Annotated in this window: 18 protein-coding genes and 1 riboswitch; of the genes, 10 read left to right on the top strand and 8 right to left on the bottom strand. The window is 59.3% G+C overall.

The genetic code is table 11. The features are described from left to right. The first annotated feature begins 217 nt into the window (after nt 1-217). The 4 genes from BN1125_RS04240 to BN1125_RS04225 all read left to right on the top strand — a co-directional run bounded on the left by BN1125_RS04240 (nt 218) and on the right by BN1125_RS04225 (nt 5,314). Entirely contained in the window at nt 218-670 is a 453-nt protein-coding gene (locus BN1125_RS04240) for an early set domain-containing protein (protein ID WP_005349109.1), read from the top strand. A 211-nt stretch (nt 671-881) separates the two neighbouring features. Beyond that, nucleotides 882-3,029 carry an adenosylcobalamin-dependent ribonucleoside-diphosphate reductase gene (locus BN1125_RS04235; protein ID WP_042010875.1) on the top strand — a complete coding sequence of 716 codons (2,148 nt, stop codon included), beginning with the start codon at nt 882-884 and terminating at the stop codon, nt 3,027-3,029. Between the two features lie 10 nt (nt 3,030-3,039). Continuing rightward, nucleotides 3,040-3,723 (top strand): TSCPD domain-containing protein, encoded by a 684-nt coding sequence (locus BN1125_RS04230; protein ID WP_042010874.1) that lies wholly within the window; start codon nt 3,040-3,042, stop codon nt 3,721-3,723. Between the two features lie 220 nt (nt 3,724-3,943). Further along, nucleotides 3,944-5,314 (top strand): PhoH family protein, encoded by a 1,371-nt coding sequence (locus BN1125_RS04225; protein ID WP_042010873.1) that lies wholly within the window; start codon nt 3,944-3,946, stop codon nt 5,312-5,314. Between the two features lie 82 nt (nt 5,315-5,396). Here the strand turns inward: BN1125_RS04225 and thiQ are convergent, their stop codons facing one another. Genes thiQ through thiB form a run of 3 tightly spaced genes read right to left on the bottom strand, consistent with a single transcriptional unit; the run spans nt 5,397 to nt 8,675 of the window. Then, nucleotides 5,397-6,092, bottom strand: coding sequence for a thiamine ABC transporter ATP-binding protein (gene thiQ, locus BN1125_RS04220; RefSeq protein WP_042010878.1), 696 nt, complete (start codon nt 6,090-6,092; stop codon nt 5,397-5,399). After that, the gene (gene thiP / locus BN1125_RS04215) at nt 6,079-7,698 is read right to left on the bottom strand and encodes a thiamine/thiamine pyrophosphate ABC transporter permease (RefSeq protein WP_042010872.1); all 1,620 of its coding nucleotides are present in this window, start codon (nt 7,696-7,698) and stop codon (nt 6,079-6,081) included. The genes thiQ and thiP overlap by 14 nt, the downstream gene beginning before the upstream one ends. Beyond that, entirely contained in the window at nt 7,695-8,675 is a 981-nt protein-coding gene (gene thiB, locus BN1125_RS04210) for a thiamine ABC transporter substrate binding subunit (protein ID WP_042010871.1), read from the bottom strand. Before thiB ends, thiP begins: the two co-directional genes overlap by 4 nt. Before the next feature lie 60 nt (nt 8,676-8,735). Next, nucleotides 8,736-8,826, bottom strand: a riboswitch (TPP riboswitch). A gap of 89 nt (nt 8,827-8,915) precedes the next feature. Between thiB and BN1125_RS04205 the strand changes: the two genes are divergently transcribed. Continuing rightward, nucleotides 8,916-9,206: a PilZ domain-containing protein gene (locus tag BN1125_RS04205; protein ID WP_005339160.1), complete on the top strand. Its 291-nt coding sequence runs from the start codon at nt 8,916-8,918 to the stop codon at nt 9,204-9,206. 32 nt (nt 9,207-9,238) lie between these two features. Here BN1125_RS04205 and BN1125_RS04200 read toward each other — a convergent pair whose 3' ends face one another. From BN1125_RS04200 to leuA, 5 genes are all read right to left on the bottom strand, one after another. Further along, entirely contained in the window at nt 9,239-10,168 is a 930-nt protein-coding gene (locus tag BN1125_RS04200; RefSeq protein WP_042010870.1) for a hypothetical protein, read from the bottom strand. Nucleotides 10,169-10,285: 117 nt separating this feature from the next. After that, the gene (gene leuD / locus BN1125_RS04195) at nt 10,286-10,885 is read right to left on the bottom strand and encodes a 3-isopropylmalate dehydratase small subunit (RefSeq protein ID WP_042010869.1); all 600 of its coding nucleotides are present in this window, start codon (nt 10,883-10,885) and stop codon (nt 10,286-10,288) included. Nucleotides 10,886-10,901: 16 nt separating this feature from the next. Beyond that, on the bottom strand, nt 10,902-12,299 hold the full coding sequence (gene leuC / locus BN1125_RS04190) for a 3-isopropylmalate dehydratase large subunit (RefSeq protein WP_042010868.1): 1,398 nt from the start codon (nt 12,297-12,299) through the stop codon (nt 10,902-10,904). Nucleotides 12,300-12,347: 48 nt separating this feature from the next. Continuing rightward, nucleotides 12,348-13,433 carry a 3-isopropylmalate dehydrogenase gene (gene leuB, locus BN1125_RS04185; RefSeq protein WP_042010867.1) on the bottom strand — a complete coding sequence of 362 codons (1,086 nt, stop codon included), beginning with the start codon at nt 13,431-13,433 and terminating at the stop codon, nt 12,348-12,350. Next, a complete protein-coding gene (leuA, locus tag BN1125_RS04180; protein WP_042010866.1) occupies nt 13,430-14,992 on the bottom strand; it encodes a 2-isopropylmalate synthase in 1,563 nt (520 codons plus the stop codon). The genes leuB and leuA overlap by 4 nt, the downstream gene beginning before the upstream one ends. Nucleotides 14,993-15,400: 408 nt before the next feature. Between leuA and BN1125_RS04175 the strand changes: the two genes are divergently transcribed. The 5 genes from BN1125_RS04175 (at nt 15,401) to BN1125_RS04160 (ending at nt 20,056) form a co-directional block, all read left to right on the top strand. Then, a complete protein-coding gene (locus tag BN1125_RS04175) occupies nt 15,401-16,021 on the top strand; it encodes a TetR/AcrR family transcriptional regulator (RefSeq protein ID WP_042010865.1) in 621 nt (206 codons plus the stop codon). Between the two features lie 126 nt (nt 16,022-16,147). After that, the gene (locus BN1125_RS04170; protein ID WP_005339149.1) at nt 16,148-16,651 is read left to right on the top strand and encodes a phosphatase PAP2 family protein; all 504 of its coding nucleotides are present in this window, start codon (nt 16,148-16,150) and stop codon (nt 16,649-16,651) included. Then, a complete protein-coding gene (locus BN1125_RS04165) occupies nt 16,648-17,757 on the top strand; it encodes an MJ1255/VC2487 family glycosyltransferase (RefSeq protein ID WP_042010864.1) in 1,110 nt (369 codons plus the stop codon). Before BN1125_RS04170 ends, BN1125_RS04165 begins: the two co-directional genes overlap by 4 nt. Before the next feature lie 37 nt (nt 17,758-17,794). Continuing rightward, entirely contained in the window at nt 17,795-17,947 is a 153-nt protein-coding gene (locus tag BN1125_RS18915) for a hypothetical protein (protein ID WP_098972262.1), read from the top strand. A 390-nt stretch (nt 17,948-18,337) separates the two neighbouring features. After that, entirely contained in the window at nt 18,338-20,056 is a 1,719-nt protein-coding gene (locus tag BN1125_RS04160; RefSeq protein ID WP_042010863.1) for an acetolactate synthase 3 large subunit, read from the top strand. The last annotated feature ends 3 nt before the right edge of the window (nt 20,057-20,059 follow it).

Raw genomic sequence — 20,059 nt, 5'->3', positions numbered from 1 at the left:
TGGCTGATATTCAGCAAATCGGTTTATCATTAACCCTCCCCTCATAATGCGCCCAAAAACTCTTCCTTGTGCTTGATATTTGCTTATTGGTTCAATGAGTTGGATATTAAAAGCACAGAATGTGATGCCTCTACCTTTCTTGTGATGCCTCCTCTGGTTTAATTCTTCAGTCCACATGGGTGGGCCAAGGAATCACAATAATTTAAGGAATAGACCCATGTTCAAAAGAACAGTAACGATGATGCTGGCGGCGGGAACCCTGGTATTAGGCGGTTGTGCATCCAATGGTGGCGCAGAGCAGGCTGGGGCAGACAACAGCGACTTCGGTGGCAAGTCCATCTACCTGCGTGGGGAGATGAACGACTGGATGGCGACTGATGAAAGCAAGGTGGTCAAGGTCGCTGATAAGCTCTATATGGCCAAAGGCACGCTCAAGAAAGAGTGGGCCCCTTACAAGTTCAAGTTTGCTGATTCAGGCTGGAGCTGCGGTACCAACTTTGGCTACAAGAGCCCGAGTGATGGTGTCGCTGTATTGGGTGGTGAGGCTGTGCCGGTCAACCCCTGCTCCAAGTATGAAGACATGAAGTTCTCACCGGATGCCGATGGCGTCTACGAGTTCTATCTGAATATGGCGGGTGAAACGCCGACCGTTTACGTCAAGAAGCCTTGATCTATCTCTGAGTGTTAAATCTCTCAGTAAATTAATCAGTTAAGTGCCCCGACCCAGAAATCTGCTGGCCGGGGCATTTTTTTAGGTTAGAATCGGCGCCCTCATGGCATTACGTGTACTATATGTTGTGTCATTTATTTTAGATGGCACTATTGGTTGTGTTCTCTGCTGTTGTCATGATGTTGATGCATTCACATAAGGTTGATTGAAAATGGCTAAATCGAACCCGGTGCTGGAGAGTGAGCTTGGCTCCCGCCTTATTCCCATGCAGGAAACGTCCCTCGAGATCTGGGATAGCAAGTATCGCCTCAAGAGCAAGGAAGGTATGCCCATCGACAGCTCTATCGATGATACTTACCAGCGGGTAGCCCGTGCGTTGTCAGAGCAGGAGCAGGAGCCGGAAGCTTGGTATGAGCCGTTCCTGTGGGCGCTGCGCAATGGAGCCATTCCGGCTGGCCGCATCACCTCCAATGCCGGGGCTTTTGAGCACAAACCAGCCACTTCAACCATCAACTGCACCGTCTCCGGTACTATCGAAGATTCGATGGACGATATCCTCGGCAAGGTGCACGAGGCTGGCCTGACCCTGAAAGCCGGTTGCGGTATCGGCTATGACTTCTCGACCCTGCGTCCGCGTGGTGCCTTTGTCTCCGGTGCCGGTGCCTACACCTCAGGCCCGCTCTCCTTCATGGATATCTACGACAAGATGTGTTTTACCGTCTCGTCAGCCGGTGGCCGTCGCGGCGCCCAGATGGGCACTATGGATATCCGCCATCCTGATGTGATTGAGTTTATTCAGGCCAAGCGTGAAGATGGCCGCCTGCGCCAGTTCAACCTCTCCCTGTTGATCACCGAAGAGTTCGTCAAGGCGGTGAAAGAGGATGCACCCTGGTCGTTGCTCTTCCCCTACACCGCCAAAGAGGTGGAGCAGGATGGCATTTCGCTGGACGATCCCGCTCAGGTGCTCTGGGCCGACTGGCCCAATAAGGAAGGGGTAGTGTTCAACGAGTTGGGGCAGGTTGCCTGCAAGGTCTACAAGACCATGCCAGCACGCAAGCTGTGGAATGTCATCATGACCTCCACCTATGACTACGCAGAGCCCGGTTTCATCCTGATCGACAAGGTCAACCAGATGAACAACAACTGGTTCTGTGAAGAGATCCGTGCGACCAACCCCTGTGGCGAGCAGCCGTTGCCACCCTACGGTGCCTGTTTGCTTGGCTCGGTCAATCTGACCAAGTTTGTGCGTGACCCGTTTACTGAAAAAGCGGCGTTCGATTGGCAGGCGTTTCGCAAGGTTGTGGCCATCTTCACCCGCATGCTCGACAACGTGGTGGAGATCAACCAGCTGCCGCTGGCCAAGCAGCGCGAGGAGATCATAGTCAAGCGCCGGCATGGTATGGGCTTCCTGGGGCTTGGTTCAACTCTCACCATGCTGCAGATCAAGTACGGCTCCGCTGCATCAGTGGCCTTCACCGAGCAGGTATCACAGGAGCTGGCGATGACCGGCTGGCAGGAGTCCCTGCGTCTGGCCAAGGAGAAGGGCCCGGCGCCCATCATGGAACAGGAGTTCGAAGTAACTGGCAAGATGCTGCGTCTGCGCCCCGAGATGGCTGCCGATGGCATCAAGGTGGGTGATAAGGTGAAGGGCAAGGTGCTGCACGCGCGCTATAGCCGCTATATGCAACAGGTTGCCGAAGTGGATCCTGCGCTGGTCGCCGAGCTGGCGGAAGCGGGCGGGCGTTTCACTCACCACAGCAGTATTGCGCCGACCGGCACCATTTCGCTGTCACTGGCCAACAACGCCAGCAACGGCATCGAGCCGAGCTTTGCCCACCACTACAGCCGCAACGTTATCAAGCCGGGCAAGAAGAGCAAGGAGAGCGTCGACGTCTACTCCTTCGAGTTGCTGGCCTACCGCGAGCTGGTGAATTCGGCCGCCATACCCTATAGCGATGATGAGGCGAGCCGTCTGCCGGACTATTTCATTACTGCCGACGATATCAGCCCGGCCCAGCACGTGGACATTCAGGCTGCGGCCCAGCGCTGGATCGACTCCTCCATCTCAAAGACCGCCAATGTGCCGACCGATTTTCCGTTCGAGCAGTTCAAGGACATCTACATGTATGCCTCGGACTCCGGCCTCAAGGGCTGCACCACCTTCCGTTTCAACCCGGAGGCCTTCCAGGGCGTACTGGTGAAGGAGAAAGATCTGGAGAACACCCTCTATGAGTTCACCCTGGAAGATGGCTCCGTCATCTCCGTCAAGGGGAACGAAGAGATCGAATACGATGGCGAGTTGCACACGGCCGCCAACCTCTACGACGCCTTGAAAGAAGGCTATTACGGTAAATTCTGAGAAAGACATTATGGTCAAGAAGATCGACAAGAAAATCATCGCCTACAAGGTGCGGACCAAGGATGAGCCGCAAGAAGACCTTTCTGCGCAGGATGACGTGGTGCACATGCACGAAACTGTGCTGCGCCCGGAGCGGCTGATGGGCACCACTTACAAGCTGAAGACGCCGGAGCATGTCTCCGAGCACTCGCTGTTCATCACCATCAACGACATCATTCTCAATGAGGGGACGGTGCACGAAACCCGCCGCCCGTTCGAGATCTTCATCAATTCCAAGAGCCTGGAACACTACCAGTGGATCGTGGCGCTGACCCGCATCATCTCCGCCGTTTTCCGCAAGGGTGGGGATGTGACCTTCCTGGTGGAGGAGCTGCGCTCGGTGTTTGATCCCAAGGGGGGTTACTGGAACAAGGGCAAGTATGTGCCCTCGCTGATTGCCGAGATTGGCAACGTGATCGAGAGCCATCTCACCGAGATTGGCATGCTCAAGGCAACCGGACTGGACGAGCATCAGCAGGCGTTTCTGGCCGAGAAGCAGGCCGAGTTGAAGGCGGCTCAGGAGGCTGAAGAGCAGCAGACGAGCAGTGGTTTTCCGGCCAATGCCGCGCTCTGCTACAAGTGCCACACCAAGGCGCTGGTGCTGAAGGATGGCTGCATGACCTGCCTCAACTGTGGCGACTCCAAGTGCGGCTGACAGACATGCCCAAGTAGTTGAACGATAGAAAAAAGACCGGCCACAGTGCCGGTCTTTTTATTGTTGTTTTTCTACGCAATCAACCCGGGCGGCCAAGGGATTTGTTGCGTGAAGGTAAAATCGGGCGTAGCGTTGAGGGTAATAAAACTGTCACGGCCGTGTGGTTTCAATGACATCCGAGATTCACACACGTGGCCCTTCAGTGCCAAGGAGGATGCTTATGGACAATACGGACCGAAAGCTGTTTATCCTGGATACCAACGTTCTGCTTCACGAACCCCTCGCTATCTACTCCTTCAAAGAGCACGACGTGCTCATCCCCATGACGGTGCTGGAAGAGCTCGATAACATCAAGGATCGCAACAAGGATGTCAGCCGCGACGCGCGGGTGGCCATTCGTGCGCTGGAAGATGTGTTCCGCGATGCAACCCCGGATCAGATCACCCAAGGCGTTCCGCTGGCTGGCGAAGCGAGCGGCAATATCTGCATCTTCAGCGATCACCATCTGCCGCAGGATGCCGAGGTGTTTACCGACAAGGAGGCCGACAACCGCATCATCAACGCGGCCCTCTATCTGCAAAAGCACGAGTTGAAGCGTCAGGTGGTGCTGGTCACCAAAGACATCAACATGCGCCTCAAGGCCAAAGGGGCCGGGCTTGCTCACGTTGAAGATTACCGTAGCGATCAGCTGATCGACGATATCCGGCTGCTGGCCAAAGGCTTTCAGGTGGTGCCCGGCAGCTTCTGGGAGCGGGTTGGCGAGTGCGAGAGCGAGACCCACGGCCGCGACACCATCCATGTGATCGATGCCAATCTGCTGGAGGGGGTTCACGTCAACCAGTACCTGATCGACGAGGAGAACTTCTTTGCCGCCCGGGTGCTCAGCCACGATGGCAACAAGATCCGCATCAAGGATCTGGGGCGCGAGCGGCTGATGTCCCGCAAGGCGTGGGGCGTCCATCCCAAGAATGTCTATCAGGGGATGGCGTTGGATGCACTGCTCGATCCGCACATCGATCTGGTGATCCTGACCGGCCCGGCGGGTTGCGGTAAAACCTTGCTGGCAATGGCGGCGGCCTTGGAGCTGGTGATTGAGAAGGGCATTTACGAGAAGGTGATCGTCACCCGGAATACCCCGGAAATTGCCGAAAGCATCGGCTTCCTGCCCGGCACCGAAGAGGAGAAGATGATGCCCTGGCTGGCGGCGGTGACCGACACCCTGGAGGTGCTGCACAAGCAGGACGAGAACATGAGTGGCTCGCTCAGCTATATCATGGAGAAGGCCAATATCCAGTTCAAATCGGTCAACTTCATGCGCGGGCGCAGCATCCAGAACACCTTCGTGCTGCTGGATGAGTGCCAGAACCTGACAGCCTCCCAGATCAAGACCATCATCACCCGCTGCGGCGAGGGTACCAAGATCGTCTGCTCCGGTAACCTGGCCCAAATCGACTCCAACTACCTGAGCCCGGTGACCTCGGGTCTGACCTACATCGTCGAGCGCTTCAAGGATTTCGACGGCAGTGCCAACATCTTCCTCAATGGCGTGGTGCGCAGCCGACTGGCTTCGTTCGCCGAGGAAAATCTCTGATTTAGCTGACTATCTTCATATGAAAAAGGGAAGCCACTTGGCTTCCCTTTTTTGATCCCGTCACCGGTTCAGTGTCCTTGGGTCATTGTCCAAGGTAGCGCAGCAGTCCAGGGTGGTCGCTGTGTTGCAGCATATCCGGTTTGCCTTGCAGGGCGATGCGCCCCTCGTCGACGAACAGCACCTGATCGGCGATAAGTTGGGCATCCTCTGGGTTATGGGACACCATCAGCACGGTAATGCCCTGCTCGCAGGCGAGGCGAGCCACCTCCGCCAGCATCTCCCGGCGCAGGGCGGGATCGAGGGCCGAGAAGGGTTCATCCAGCAGCAGCAGCGGTTTGCCGCGCACCAGCGCACGGGCCAGCCCGACCCGCTGCTGCTGGCCGCCGGAGAGCTGTTCAGGCTGGCGGTCTAACATCTCACCAAGGCCAACCCGCCCGGCTGCATCGATCACCTGTGCACGCTGGGCTGCACTCAGGCGCAGGCCCGGGTGCAAGCCGATGGCGATATTGTCGAACACCGAGAGGTGGAGGAACAGGTTGTGATCCTGAAACAGGGTGGTGACCGGTCGCTCGGCGGGGCCCAGTGGCAGTAGGTCTTCACCATCGAAACTGAGGCGGCCTGATTCCACCGGCACGAAGCCGGCGATCATCCCGAGCAGGGTCGACTTGCCCGCGCCGCTTGGGCCTATCAGCGCGGTGATCTCCCCCTTGGGCAGGGTCGCGCTGAAGCTGACTCGCCAGTCGGGGTAGCTGGTCACCAGCGTATCAATGTTCAGCATGTTTTCCTCCAAGACCCCGCTCCACCAGCCAGAACAGGGAGAAACAGAGCGTCAGCAGCAGCAGAGCGGTGGCGGCTGCCTCGGTCAATCGATAGCTGCCAAGCTGCTGATAGAGCAGCCAGGGCAGGGTGGTGAGCTCCTGACTGCCAAACATGGCGATGGCGCCGAGATCCCCCAGCGAGAGGATCATCGACAGTGCCATCGCTAGTGCTAGCGGGCGGCGCAGCAGCGGCCACTCCACCAGTCGCAGGCGATGCAGGCCGCGTACCCCCAGGCTATCCGCCAGCCGGTCGTATTGGCGCACCACCAGCTGCATGGGGGCGGAGAGGGTGCGCAGCACGTAGGGTAGCGCCATCAGGGCGTTGACCAGCACCACCAGCCAGGGGCCGAGGGCGAACACATCGGCGAACGGCATAAACAGGATAAAGAGACCGGTAGAGAGCACCACTGCCGGGATCATCAGGATCACCGAGCCGCTGGCCTCCCACAGGGCGGCAGCCCGCCGCTTGCGAGCCCGTATCCGTAGATGGCGGCTGGTCAGCAGCAGTGCACCGCCGAGCAAGGTGGCCAATGCACCGGCTGCCAACGCAATCAGCAGCGACTGGCCGCTCGCCTGCCACAGCTTGCTGGAGGTAAGCGCCGTCAGTAGTCCAGGGTGGAGGCCAGCGAAGACGATGGCCAGCAGCGGCGGCAGGAAGATGGCTAGCCCGGCGCAGAGCGCCACGGCATCCACCAGGCCTGTCCCCGGCTGATGGCGATCCGGCCGCAGACAGGGGCGACGTGGTGTCACTCTGCTGGCTGGGGTGCTCTGCAGCTTGTGTTGCAGGGCGAGCAGGGCGGCGGTCAGGATCAGCTGCACCAGCGCCAGTCCACCCGCGGTGGCGAGATCGAAGTCAAAGCGCAGCGCCTGATAGACGGCCACCTCCAGCGTGGTGGATTTCGGCCCACCCCCCAGCGCCAGCACTGTGGTGAAGCTGGTGAAGCAGAGCATAAAGATGAGGCTGGCAAGCCCCGGCAATATGCCGCGAATAAGCGGCCACTCCAGCAGCCGGAAGATGTGGCTTGATCGCATGCCGAGCTGGCTGGCGAGGCGCCAGCTCGATTCGGGAATGCTCTCTATGCTCTGCAGCATCAGGCGGGCCGCTAGCGGCATATTGAAGAAGACATGGGCCAGCAGGATGCCAAACAGGCCGTAGAGGTAGTTGCCGGGATCGAGCCCAAGCGAGCGTAGCAGTTGTGGCAGCCACCCCTGTTTGCCATGTACCGCCACGATACCGAAGATGGCGATGATGACCGGCAGCACCAGCGAGAGGCCAAACAGCTTGATGAGCAGGGTACGACCGATGAAGCGGCGCCGCGCCAGCGCGCGGGCCACCGGAATGGCTAACCCTAGACTGAGCAGGGTGGAGAGCAGTGCCTGCCCGAGACTGAAGCCCAGCACATGGCGCAGATAAGGATCTGCGAGCAGGGTGCGTGGCGCCAGCGAACCGGCCTGCCACAACAGGGCCGCGAGTGGTCCGAGGGACAACAACAGGATCAACAGGGTGGCTGCGCTACCCGGCAGCCACCAGAGGAGGCGAGTCTGTGGTTTCAGATGACGGCTCACTGGGTGACGGCTTGCAGCCACTCGCGGATCCACCCTTTACGATGGGCAGCCACCTCATCGGCGCTGAAGGCCAGCGGTTTGCTGACGGAGATCATCTGCTCGAAGCCCTTGGGCAGCGGCGTGTCGATGACCGGATACATCCAGTTGCCGGTCGGGATCTCGTTCTGGAAGGCGGGGCTCACCATAAATTGCAGGAACTGCTCAGCAAGCTTCTCCTGTTTGGAGCTTTTCAGTTTGGCGGCTACTTCCACCTGACGGTAGTGACCCTCCTCAAACTCCGCAGCCTGATACTGGGGCTTGTTCTCGGCAATCAGGTGATAAGCGGGGGAGGTGGTGTAGGAGAGCACCATGTCCGCTTCGCCATCGAGGAACATGCCATAGGCCTCTGACCACCCCTTGGTGACGGTGACCGTCTTTTTGGCAAGCTCGGCCCAGGCGGCAGGCGCCTTGTCGCCGTAAACGGACTTCATCCACAACATCAGTCCCTGTCCCGGGGTTGAGGTGCGGGGATCCTGATAGATCACCTTGAGATCGGGCCGTTCCATCAGCTCTTTCAGGCTCTTGGGTGGCTGCTTGAGCTTCTCCTTGTCGTAGACAAAGGCGAAGTAGCCGTAGTCGTAGGGGACGAAGGTCTCATCTTGCCAGCCGCCGGGCACCTTCAGACCATCCAGCTTGGTGGAGTGAGGGGCGAACAGGCCGCTCTGCTTGGCTTCGCTGACGAGGGCATCGTCGAGCCCCAGCACCAGATCAGCTTTGCTGTGGCTGCCCTCCAGCCGCAACCGGTTGAGGATGGCCACCCCATCTTCGAGGGGAACCAGATTGAGGGTGCAGTTGCACTCCTTCTCGAAGGCCTGTTTGATCTTGGGTCCCGGGCTCCACTCGGCAGTGAAGGAGCTGTAGGTGTAGACGGTGAGGGTGTCGGCGGCGAACACATTGGCCGACAGCAGGCCGGTGGTGACCAGCAGCAGGGTCTTCATGGGTGGCACTCCCTATTACTTGTTAATAACGAGGTGCCAGCGGGTGAGGGCGCAAAAAATGAGCGCCATGCCTCAAATTCCTCCGCCAGCATTATCTGGATCAGGTACACGGGTATAATCTCAGCGGTAAACCGCACCCCGTTTGAGAAACGAACCGCATTGTATTAACGTTCTTTTGGGTAGACCAGCACAATTGTGCAATACCCATGAGATGACGCCCACCCAACAGAGGATGTTCGCGTGCTTACCAATACCAAGGAAAGGCGTGCCTTTGCGCGCATGGTCATCAATGCTCCGGTCACCGTCTATCAGCAGCAGCTGGTGCTGGAGGGGATCTGCCGGGATCTCAGTGCCAACGGCATGGGGATTGCGGTCTCTGAACACCAGCTCGACATCAATCAACCCATCCGGATCAGTCTTGCCACCAACAACAACCTGTTACCTCCCTTTGAAGCCCATGCCCGTATTATCCGGGTGCTGGAGGAGGAGAGCGGGTTGCTGCTGGCGGTGGAGTTTCTGCCTCAGGGTTAATCCTTTTTCTCTCTATCGGCAGAGGGAGGGGATTACCCTTTTTCCTGAACTGGCTGCACACTCAACTGCTTGCTATCGACCAGCGTTTTGCTGGTCGATGCTATTTGGCCTGCAGGCAAGGTGGCGGGACCGGTAGGTTCGAGCAGCAGGTAGTTCTGCCCCTGCCAGTTGAGGGTCACATCCCCCGGCTTGGCGGGCAGGTCAACGGCCAGCAGGGCATGGCCGGGGACGAACACCATGGCCTGTTTCAGCTCCGGAAAGAGCTGAGCCAGCATGGCGGCCATCAGGGTTACCTTGCTGTCGCAATCACCCCGGTTCTGCTCCAGCACCTGACGGGGAGATAGAAATCCCTTGCCCTGCCTGCCGTTCAGACTGTCGAGTTGCTGATAGGGGATGCTCTGGATAAAGGTGAGCATATGGGCCACGGTCTTCTGGCGCGCTTCCGTTTCGGTACTGCCTTGCTGCTTGAGTTGATCCGCCAGTGGAGCCAGCCCGTTGCGGCTTTCCAGTGCAATGCGCACATGATCCTGTTTGACCGCCAGTTGCCCGTCAGGGGGAGTGAAGTACTGGAAATAGTGCTTGGTCAGCCACGCCTGCTCCTCCTTGCTCCGCTGTGACTCCAGCCAGGCCATCGCCTCGCGCGCCTTGTCCTGATTGCGGCTTTTCAGATGCAGCTCCAGCGATGGGCGAGCGAGGGTGAACTGCACCTCGGGGTAGTTCTGGCGCACCTCCCGCAGCAACACCTGCAACACCTCCTCCTGCATTCTCGCCGGGCGATAGGCGATAAGGGGCGGCAACTTGCCCTGTTCGAGCCGGTAGGTGAGCTGTTGGGGTTTGCCTTCGCTATCTTGCCAGCCGACGCTGATCTGACCGAGGCTGTTGTTGAAGCTGGTTTGGCTGGCCCCCGCAGGCAGGGCAAGCAGCAGGGCACAGAGCAGAGGAATTGCCGTCGGTCTCTTCATCATCCTTTCCTGTGACACGGGCCAGTTGCGGTGGCTCAAAGTGGGAAGCGTAGCGGACAGTAAAACAGGGAGCCTAAGCTCCCTGTTGATTCTACTCGTTTTTTTGCAACTGGCGCGTTAAATCCAGCTCGGCTGCTTGGCCTCGAAGGCGCTGATGGCCGCTTCGTGTTGCAGGGTCAGGCCGATGGCATCCAGCCCGTTGAGCAGGCAGTAGCGGCGAAACTCGTCAATCTCGAAACTAAAGCTGAGCTCACTGGCACGCACCTGATTCGCTTCCAGATCCACTTCGATCTCGATGCCCGGCTTGGTGGCCACCAGTTGGAACAGGGCGTCAACCTCCTCTTCCTTCAGGCGTACCGGCACCATGCCGTTGTTGATGGCGTTGCCGTAGAAGATGTCGGCAAAGCTCGGGGCTATGATGGTCTTGAAGCCGTAGTCGGCCAGCGCCCAGGGGGCGTGCTCGCGGCTCGAGCCGCAGCCGAAGTTCTCGCGGGCCAGCAGGATGCTGGCGCCGGCGAACTGCGGTTGGTTCAGCACGAACTCGGGGTTGGGCTGCTCCCCGGCATCATCCAGAAAGCGCCAGTCGTGGAACAGGTGCTTGCCAAAACCGGTGCGGTTGACCTTCTGCAAAAACTGCTTGGGAATGATGGCGTCGGTGTCGACGTTGGCGCTGTCGAGGGGGACGACGATCCCTTTGTGTTGCTTGAAGCCTGTCATCTTGTTCTCCTCGTAATTACAGCGCACGGATGTCGGCGAAGCGGCCGGTGACGGCGGCGGCGGCCGCCATGGCCGGGCTCACCAGATGAGTGCGACCGGCGCGGCCCTGACGCCCTTCGAAGTTGCGGTTGCTGGTGGAGGCGCAGCGCTCTCCCGGTTGCAACCGGTCGTTGTTCATGGCCAGACACATGGAGCAGCCGGGCAGGCGCCACTCAAAGCCCGCCTCGATGAAGATCTTGTCCAGACCCTCGGCTTCGGCCTGCGCCTTCACCTGCTCGGAACCAGGCACCACCAGCGCCTGCACACCGGCAGCCACCTTGCGACCGCGGGCGATGGCGGCGGCGGCGCGCAGATCCTCGATACGGCTGTTGGTGCACGACCCGATAAACACCTTGTCGATGGCGATATCGGAGAGCTTCTGGCCCGGCTGCAGATCCATGTAGGCGAGCGCCTTGCGGGCGGACTGCTGCTCCATCAGATCGGCAAATGATTCTGGCGCCGGAATCGGCTCATTAACGGCAATCACCTGCCCCGGGTTGGTCCCCCAGGTGACCTGCGGGGCGATATCGGCGGCGTCCAGCGCCACCTCGGCATCGAAGTGGGCACCTTCATCGCTCTTGAGGCTCTGCCAGTAGGCGATGGCCTGCTCCAGCACCTCGCCCTCGGGGGCAAACTCCTTGCCGCGAATGTAGTCGATGGTGGTCTGGTCGGGGGCAATCATCCCCGCCTTGGCGCCGAGCTCGATGGCCATGTTGCACACCGTCATCCGCCCTTCCATGGAGAGGCTCGCAATGGCCTCGCCAGCAAACTCCACCACGTAGCCGGTACCACCGGCATGGCCGACCCGGCCTATGATGGCCAGCACCACGTCCTTGGCGCTGATGCCATCGCTCAGCTTGCCGTTGACCGAAATGCGCATGGTCTTGGCCCGGCCCTGTTTCAGGGTCTGGGTGGCCATCACATGTTCCACCTCGGAAGTGCCGATGCCGAATGCCAGCGAACCGAAGGCGCCATGGGTGGCGGTGTGGGAGTCGCCGCAGACGATAGTAGTGCCGGGCAATGTGATGCCAAGCTCGGGGCCCATTACGTGGACGATCCCCTGATATTTGTGGTTGAGATCGTAGAGGCGAACTCCGAACTCCTTGCAGTTGTCGGCCAGCGTCTCCATCTGGATGCGGGCCATCTCGCCGGAGGCGGCGATGTCCTTGGTGGTGGTGGAGACGTTGTGATCCATGGTGGCCCAGGTCAGATCCGGGCGGCGCAGCTGGCGGTTCATGGCGCGCAGGCCGTCGAATGCCTGCGGGCTGGTCACTTCATGCACCAGATGGCGGTCGATGTAGATGAGGGGGGTCTCCCCTTCCACTTCCCGTACCACATGGGCGTCGAATACTTTCTGATAGAGGGTCTTGGCCATTGCGTCTCTCTTCCTTGTTATGTGGCTCAGAGTTATCTGTTATGCGGCTCAGATCCGGGCGGCGATCTGGCTACCCATCTCGGACGTGCTCTGCACCGGGTGCTTGGCGCTGGCCTGATGCAGGTCGGCGGTGAAGTAGCCTTCGGCCAGGGTCTGGGCCACAGCTTGCTCGATGGCCTGGGCGGCGGCTTCCATCCCTAAGCTGTAGCGCAGCATCAGGGCGGCGGAGAGGATCTGGGCGATGGGATTGGCGATCCCTTTGCCGGCGATATCCGGCGCCGAGCCACCGGCCGGTTCGAACAGACCGAAACCTGATTCGTTCAGGCTGGCGGAGGGGAGCAGTCCCATGGAGCCGGTGATCATGGCGCACTCGTCGGAGAGGATGTCACCAAACAGGTTGGAGCAGAGCAGCACATCGAACTGGGACGGATCCTTGATGAGCTGCATGGTGGCGTTATCGATGTACATATGGTTGAGGGTTACGTCCGGATAGGACTTGGCGACCTCGGTCACCACCTCACGCCACAGGATGGAGGAGGCGAGCACGTTGGCCTTGTCGATGGAGGTGACCTTGCCGCGGCGCACTCGCGCCGACTCAAAGGCAATCTTGGCGATGCGCTCAATCTCGAAGCGGTGATACACCTCGGTATCGAACGCCTTCTCGTTCGCCCCTTCTCCCTCGCGCCCCTTGGGCTGGCCAAAGTAGATGCCACCGGTCAGCTCGCGCACACAGGCGATGTCAAATCCGCGATCGGAGATGTCGGCACGCAGGGGTGAGAACTGCTCTAAACCGGTATAGATACGGGCCGGACGCAGGTTGCAGAACAGTTTGAAGTGGGCGCGCAGGGGCAGCAGGGCACCGCGCTCCGGCTGATCGTTGGGGGGCAGATGTTCCCATTTCGGGCCGCCCACCGAGCCAAACAGCACGGCATCGGCCGCTTCACAACCTTTGATGGTGCTTTGCGGCAGCGGGGTGCCGTGGTTGTCGATGGCGATGCCGCCCACGTCATGGTGCTCGTAGTCGAGAGCGAAGCCGAATTTGGCCTGCACCTTTTCCAGCACCTTGACGGCCTCGGCCATCACTTCAGGGCCAATGCCGTCACCCGGCAATACTGCGATCCGATAACTGCTCATACTGTCTCCGTCTTGATAGTGTTATTTCGTTCCATCTGTTCGGCGACCTGATCGGCGCGCCAGATGCTGTTGATCACATGGAGCAGGGCGTGGGCCGAGGATTCGATGATGTCGGTGGCCAGCCCCATGCCGTGGAATTTGCGCCCCTTGTACTCGGCGACGATATCGACCTGACCGAGGGCATCTTCCCCTTCGCCCTTGCTCTTGAGGGCATATTTGTCGATGCGGATCTCATAGCCGGTGATTCGGTTGATGCACTGGTAGACCGCATCCACCGGGCCATTGCCGGTAGCCGCTTCGCAGATCAGGTCCTGTCCCACCTTCAATTTGACCGAGGCGGTGGCCAGTACCGAGCTGCCGCTCTGCACCCCGAGGTACTCCAGCTTGAAGTGCTCGGGCTCTTCGTGGATCTGGCTGAAGAAGGCCAGCGCTTCGAGGTCGTAGTCGAACACCTGACCCTTCTTGTCGGCCAGGGTCAGGAATTTGCCGTAGAGGTGGTCGAGGTCGTAGCTGGTCTCGGCATACCCCATTGACTCCATCCGGTGCTTGATGACGTGACGGCCGGAGCGGGAGGTCATGTTGAGATTGTTCTGGGTCAGGCCAATGCTCTCGGGAGTGATGATTTCGTAGGTATTTTTCGCCTTGAGCACCCCATCCTGATGGATGCCGGAGCTGTGGGAGAAGGCGTTGGCACCGACGATTGCCTTGTTGGGCTGCACCGGCATGTTGCAGAGCTGGCTCACCAAGGTGCTGGTGCGATGGATTTCGTTGTGGCGGATATTGGTGTGCAACCCGAGCAGGTCGGCGCGGGTCTTGAGGATCATTGCCACCTCTTCCAGCGAGCAGTTGCCGGCCCGTTCACCGATGCCGTTGATGGTGCACTCGATCTGGCGTGCCCCCATCTGCACCGCACCGATGGAGTTGGCGACCGAGAGCCCCAGATCGTCGTGGCAGTGCACCGAAATGATCGCCTTGTCGATGTTGGGTACCCGGTTGAACAGGGTGTGGATGATGCCGGAGAATTCGGTCGGTATCGTGTAGCCCACGGTATCCGGGATATTGATGGTGCGGGCCCCCGCCTTGATAGCGGCCTCCACCATGCGACAGAGATTATCAATCGGTGTGCGGCCCGCATCCTCGCAGGAGAATTCCACATCGTCGGTGTAGCGCAGGGCGTGCTTGATAGCGCCAACCCCCATTTCCAGCACATCTTCGAAGCTCTTTTTCAGCTTGCTCTCCACATGAATGGAGGAGGTGGAGATAAAGGTGTGAATGCGAAAGGCCTCTGCGACCCGCAAGGCTTCACCGGCGGCGTCGATATCCTTTGGCAGGGCGCGGGCGAGGGCGCAGACCCGGCTGTTTTTGATGTGGCGTGCAATGGTCTGCACCGATTGAAAATCGCCGGGAGAGGAGACCGGGAAGCCCACCTCCATGACGTCGACACCGAGTCGCTCCAGCGCCTGGGCGATCTGCAGCTTCTCCTTGACTGTCAAACTGGCCGCCAGGGCCTGCTCACCATCACGCAAGGTGGTGTCGAATATGATGACCCGATCTGACATGTGACTTCCCTCTTCCTAATTTCGGTAACGTGCATCCTGCTGCGGCATAAAAAAACCCGTGCAGGGTGCACGGGTTTTTGTAAATTCCGGCTATGCCTTAGCCCGGCTACAAGGATCCCGCGCGAGTAAACGCGATTAGGGAGATTAGTAGTAGCGGGGTGGCGATACGCATGACGTAGTTATTCCTTCCTGTCGATAACGCTTTTACCAATATCGAGATTTTTATGCTGTGTCAACCTGGAGGGGCAGGGGCAATCTGCTGACGTATTTAATCGGATTGTAAAGGATTGCAAATTCCCTTGTCCCATATTCGGTGCATGACCGATTATCTGGTCATTCCTGCTGCGATTTATTCTCTGTGCAACCAGATCGACTTATCAGCATTGGCTGAATTATCTGAGGTGTTAAATGGAAAAACGTAGACTAGGTCGTCCGGTCGGACGTTCTGACATTCGTGACAAGTTGCTTGCTGCCGCCCGCGAGCGTTTTCTCGATATTCCCTATAGCAAGGTGACTACACGCGAAATCGCGGAACTTGCTGGCTCCAATCTGGCAATGTTCCACTACTACTTCGGCAGTAAAGAGGGTCTTTACAAAGCGGTGCTGGGCGATGTCGCCGAGCCCCTCGACCATGCCTGGCAAGATGAACACAGCACTCACAGCCTCAACGAGCTGCTCAACACCTACTATCAGGTGATGGCGCCCAACAGCGAGCTGACCTCGACCATCTCCAGCGCATTGTCGACCGAGAAGAGCCCGGGCCGGGATTTTGTGCTGAACCGCCTGCTGGAACGTCAGCTGCCACAGTTCGATGCCCTGCTGGAAACCATGAAGTCCAACGGCGAGCTGGGTGACAACCTGGATCCCGACATGCTGAAGATCTCCTTCCTCAGCATGATGTGGCAGCCATTCGTGATGAAAGATCTCTACGAGCAGGTATTTGGCCTGAAAGTGGATGAGCACTTCAGGGCCCGTCTGGCGGATCACAACTGCCGTCTGATGGAGACCGGCCTGCGCGGCAGCCACTGATTTTGGCGCAATATCGAGATTTAAAAGGGTCATTCGGCCCTTTTTTCATCAATCTGTTATCCCTTGTTCAACGAAACGTCATCCCGCTTTCTTACTCTGCAAGCAGCATTCAGGGAAGGAGGGAATATGAACAAGATCCAGCAATGGGACCTGCAGGTGTGCCGGGTCTGCCTGCTTCACGGCTACAACCGGCAGCAGGCGAGGGTGAGTCGCCTCATTTCCCGCACCGGTGATGGCCCGCTTTACGCCGTGCTGGCCGCCCTGCTCTGGTGGCAGGGGGAGGCTGAGCGGGAACTGGTACGACTGGCGCTGCTTGCCTTCGCCATCGAACTGCCCCTCTATCTGCTGCTGAAAAACAGCCTGAAACGGCAACGGCCAGTCGGCTTGCCGGTCTTTATCACCCCTTCCGATCGTTACAGCCTCCCCTCCGGCCACACCGCCGCCGCTTTTCTGATGGCCACCATACTGGCGACCGGCTTTCCGCTCTGGGCGCCCCTGCTGTTTGGCTGGGCGGCGCTGGTGGGGGCATCCCGGTTGCTGCTCGGGGTACACTACCTGAGCGATCTGGTAGCCGGTGCCCTGCTGGGGGGCGGTTGCGCCGTGCTGGCGCTCGGCTGGAGCCACTCATGAGGATACTGTTTGGGGTGCAAGGCACCGGCAACGGCCATATCAGTCGCAGTCGCACCTTGGCGCGGGCGCTGCGCACGGCAGGGGTCGAGGTGGATTATCTCTTTAGCGGTCGCCCCGCCGAGCGCTACTTCGACATGGAGGAGTTTGGCGCCTACCGCGCCTTTCCCGGCCTCACTTTTGTCAGTCACGAGGGGCGAGTTTCTCCGTGGCGCACCCTGCAAGCTGTATCGCCGCTCACCTTCTGGCGGGATCTGCGGGCTCTCGATTGCAGCGAATACGATCTGGTGGTGAGCGATTTTGAGCCGCTGACCGCCCACGCCGCTCGCCGTTATGGCAAGCCGAGCCTCACCGTCAGTCATCAGGCCAGCTTCAACTGGCCCATCCCGCGTTGGGGTGAGGATGGGGTCAGCCGTCAGCTGATGCGTCACTTTGCTCCTGTGGATAAGCCGCTCGGGCTGCACTGGTTTCACTTTGGTCACCCCTTGCTGCCGCCGGTGATCGACCCCATCGCCGCAGCGCCGGATAACGGCGAGATCCTGGTTTATCTGCCGTTCGAGCAGACCGAGGCGATCGCCGGCCTGTTGTCGCGCTTTGGTCAGCAGCGTTTCGTCTGCTTTCACCCCGCTATTCGCACCCCGAACCAGTGGCGCAACTTGCGCTTCGAGCCGCCGTCACGGCACGGGTTTATCGCCGTGCTGGCCGGTTGTCGTGGCGTCATCTCCAACGCGGGTTTCGAGTTGGCTTCCGAGGCGCTCACCCTCGGCAAGAAGCTGCTAATCAAACCCCTCGGCGGCCAGTTCGAGCAGCTGACCAATGGCAAGACTCTCGAGATGATGGGGCTGGCGACCCTGATGGATGTGCTTGATGCCAATCTGGTGCGCACCTGGCTCGACAGCGCCTCGCCCGGGGCAGTCTGTTACCCCGATGTAGCAGGGGAGCTGGCCCGCTGGCTGGCGGCGGGCGCTGACGAGAGTGTGGCCTCTCTATCGCGTCGGCTCTGGGCTCGCACCCTGTTTCCGGAGGAGGTGAGCGATCGTCTGAGCGAGCTGGATGGGGGCGACTGTTTATCCCGTTGCTGGTTATCGCAACTGAGCGTTGTTGACTAGACTAAAAGGCGATCCCACCAAGGAGAGGACGGAGCAAATGCGCTTTACCAATGAGAATGGCGAAACCATGACGCTGGCGGACAACCTGACCCTGCACGAACTGCTGGACATGGGCGTCAGCATCTCGGTCAGTGAAGAGACCGATCCGGATCAGCAGATCTGGCTGGCGGAGCCGGATCAGGACAATTGAGTCATCATCCGGCATCAAGCCCACCGCTGACCGGTGGGCTTTTTTGTGGCTGTTTTTCCCCTCTGTGGAATGATCAGCTAGCCATTCGCCGACTTCCTTCCCTTTTGTCTCATGGTCGCTGTGGCAAGTCATTGAATGTTAATAGCCGGTTGAAATGTATGACTGTTCTGGTCAGATAAAGCCGTGGACAAGCGTTATGAAGCGGGTTAAGTTGTTTTTTCACCCGATTTTCGGGTGAATGACGGAAAAATCCTTTTTTTCACCTGTCGACGGGGCTGAATTGGGCCGATCTGACTTCAGATAACAACAAGAAACGGATCGGGCCGTACCGGGAAGCACGGCATCGTCGGCGGGATTCGCTAAACGGAGCAAAGCCTGGAGGGCTTTATCATGGAGATGTTATCAGGCGCCCAGATGGTGGTTAGAGCGCTGGAAGATCAGGGAGTTGAGCACGTCTTCGGCTACCCTGGTGGCTCAGTGCTCGACATCTATGACGCTCTCTTCGAAAACGGCAAGATGGAGCATGTCTTGGTGCGGCACGAGCAAGCCGCGGTTCACATGGCTGACGGTTACGCCCGTTCCACCGGCAAGGTGGGGACTGTGCTGGTAACGTCAGGCCCGGGAGCGACCAACTGCATTACCGGTATTGCCACTGCCTATATGGATTCCATTCCGCTGGTGATCCTCTCCGGCCAGGTGCCGACCAGCATGATCGGTGAGGATGCGTTCCAGGAGACCGACATGATCGGTATCTCCCGCCCGGTGGTGAAACACAGCTTCCTGTGCAAGAAGGCGAGCGATATTCCCGAGGCCATCAAGAAGGCCTACTACATTGCTGCCAGCGGCCGCCCGGGGCCGGTGGTGGTGGACCTGCCAAAAGACGTGCAGAATCCGAAAGAGAAATTCCCCTACCAGTATCCCGAGTCGGTCTCCCTGCGCTCCTACAACCCGACCAAGTCGGGTCACAAGGGCCAGATCAAGCGGGCTGCCAAGCTGCTGGTGGAGGCGCAGCGCCCGGTGATGTACGTGGGGGGCGGTGCCATCAACGCCAATGCGGATCATCTGGTGACCAAGCTGGCGGAGCTGCTGAACCTGCCGGTGACGACCACCCTGATGGGGCTGGGGGCCTTCCCGGGTATCCATCCGCAGTTCATCGGCATGCTGGGAATGCACGGCACCTTCGAAGCCAACAAGACCATGCACAACGCGGATCTCATCTTCGCCGTGGGTGCCCGCTTCGATGACCGCGTCACCAACAACGTGGCCAAGTTTTGCCCCAATGCCACCATAGTGCACATCGATATCGACCCCACCTCCATCTCCAAGACGGTACAGACCCATGTACCCATCGTCGGCTCGGTGGAAACCGTGTTGGAGCAGATGCTGGAAGTGATCCGCGAGTGTGGCTTCGATAACGACAAGGAGGCGCTGGCGGACTGGTGGAGCCAGATCAACCAGTGGCGCTCCCGTCACTGTCTGGCCTACGAAAAGTCGGCTACCCAGATCAAGCCGCAACAGGTGATCGAGACCCTCTACAAAGTGACTCAGGGTGAGGCGTTCGTCGCCTCCGACGTGGGCCAGCACCAGATGTTTGCCGCCCTCTACTACCCGTTTGCCAAACCGCGCCAGTGGATCAACTCGGGGGGCCTTGGCACCATGGGCTTCGGTATTCCGGCTGCCATGGGGGCCCAGTTTGCCAATCCCGGGGCTGTGGTCTGCTGCGTCACCGGTGACGGTTCGGTGCAGATGAACATTCAGGAGCTCTCCACCTGCATGCAGTACGGGGTGCCCATCAAGATCATCTCCATCAACAACCGTGCGTTGGGCATGGTCAAGCAGTGGCAGAAGATGTTCTACGGCGGCCGTCACAGCCACTCCTACATGGAGTCCCTGCCCGACTTCGTCAAGTTGGCGGAAGCCTACGGCCACGTCGGTATCGCGGTGAGCGACCCGGCGGAGCTGGAGAGCGCCATGGAGAAAGCCTTTGCCATCAAGGATCGGCTGGTGTTCATGGATATCTCGGTCGATCCGGATGAGCATGTCTACCCGATGCAGATCAAGTTTGGCGCCATGGACGAGATGTGGCTGAGCAAGACGGAGAGGACCTGACAA

Origin of the sequence: Aeromonas fluvialis, assembly GCF_000819885.1 — a bacterium.
Taxonomy (GTDB): Bacteria; Pseudomonadota; Gammaproteobacteria; order Enterobacterales; family Aeromonadaceae; genus Aeromonas; species Aeromonas fluvialis.
The sequence above is the reverse complement of the archived record's forward strand: the minus strand, read 5'-3'. Positions and strand labels throughout refer to the sequence as shown.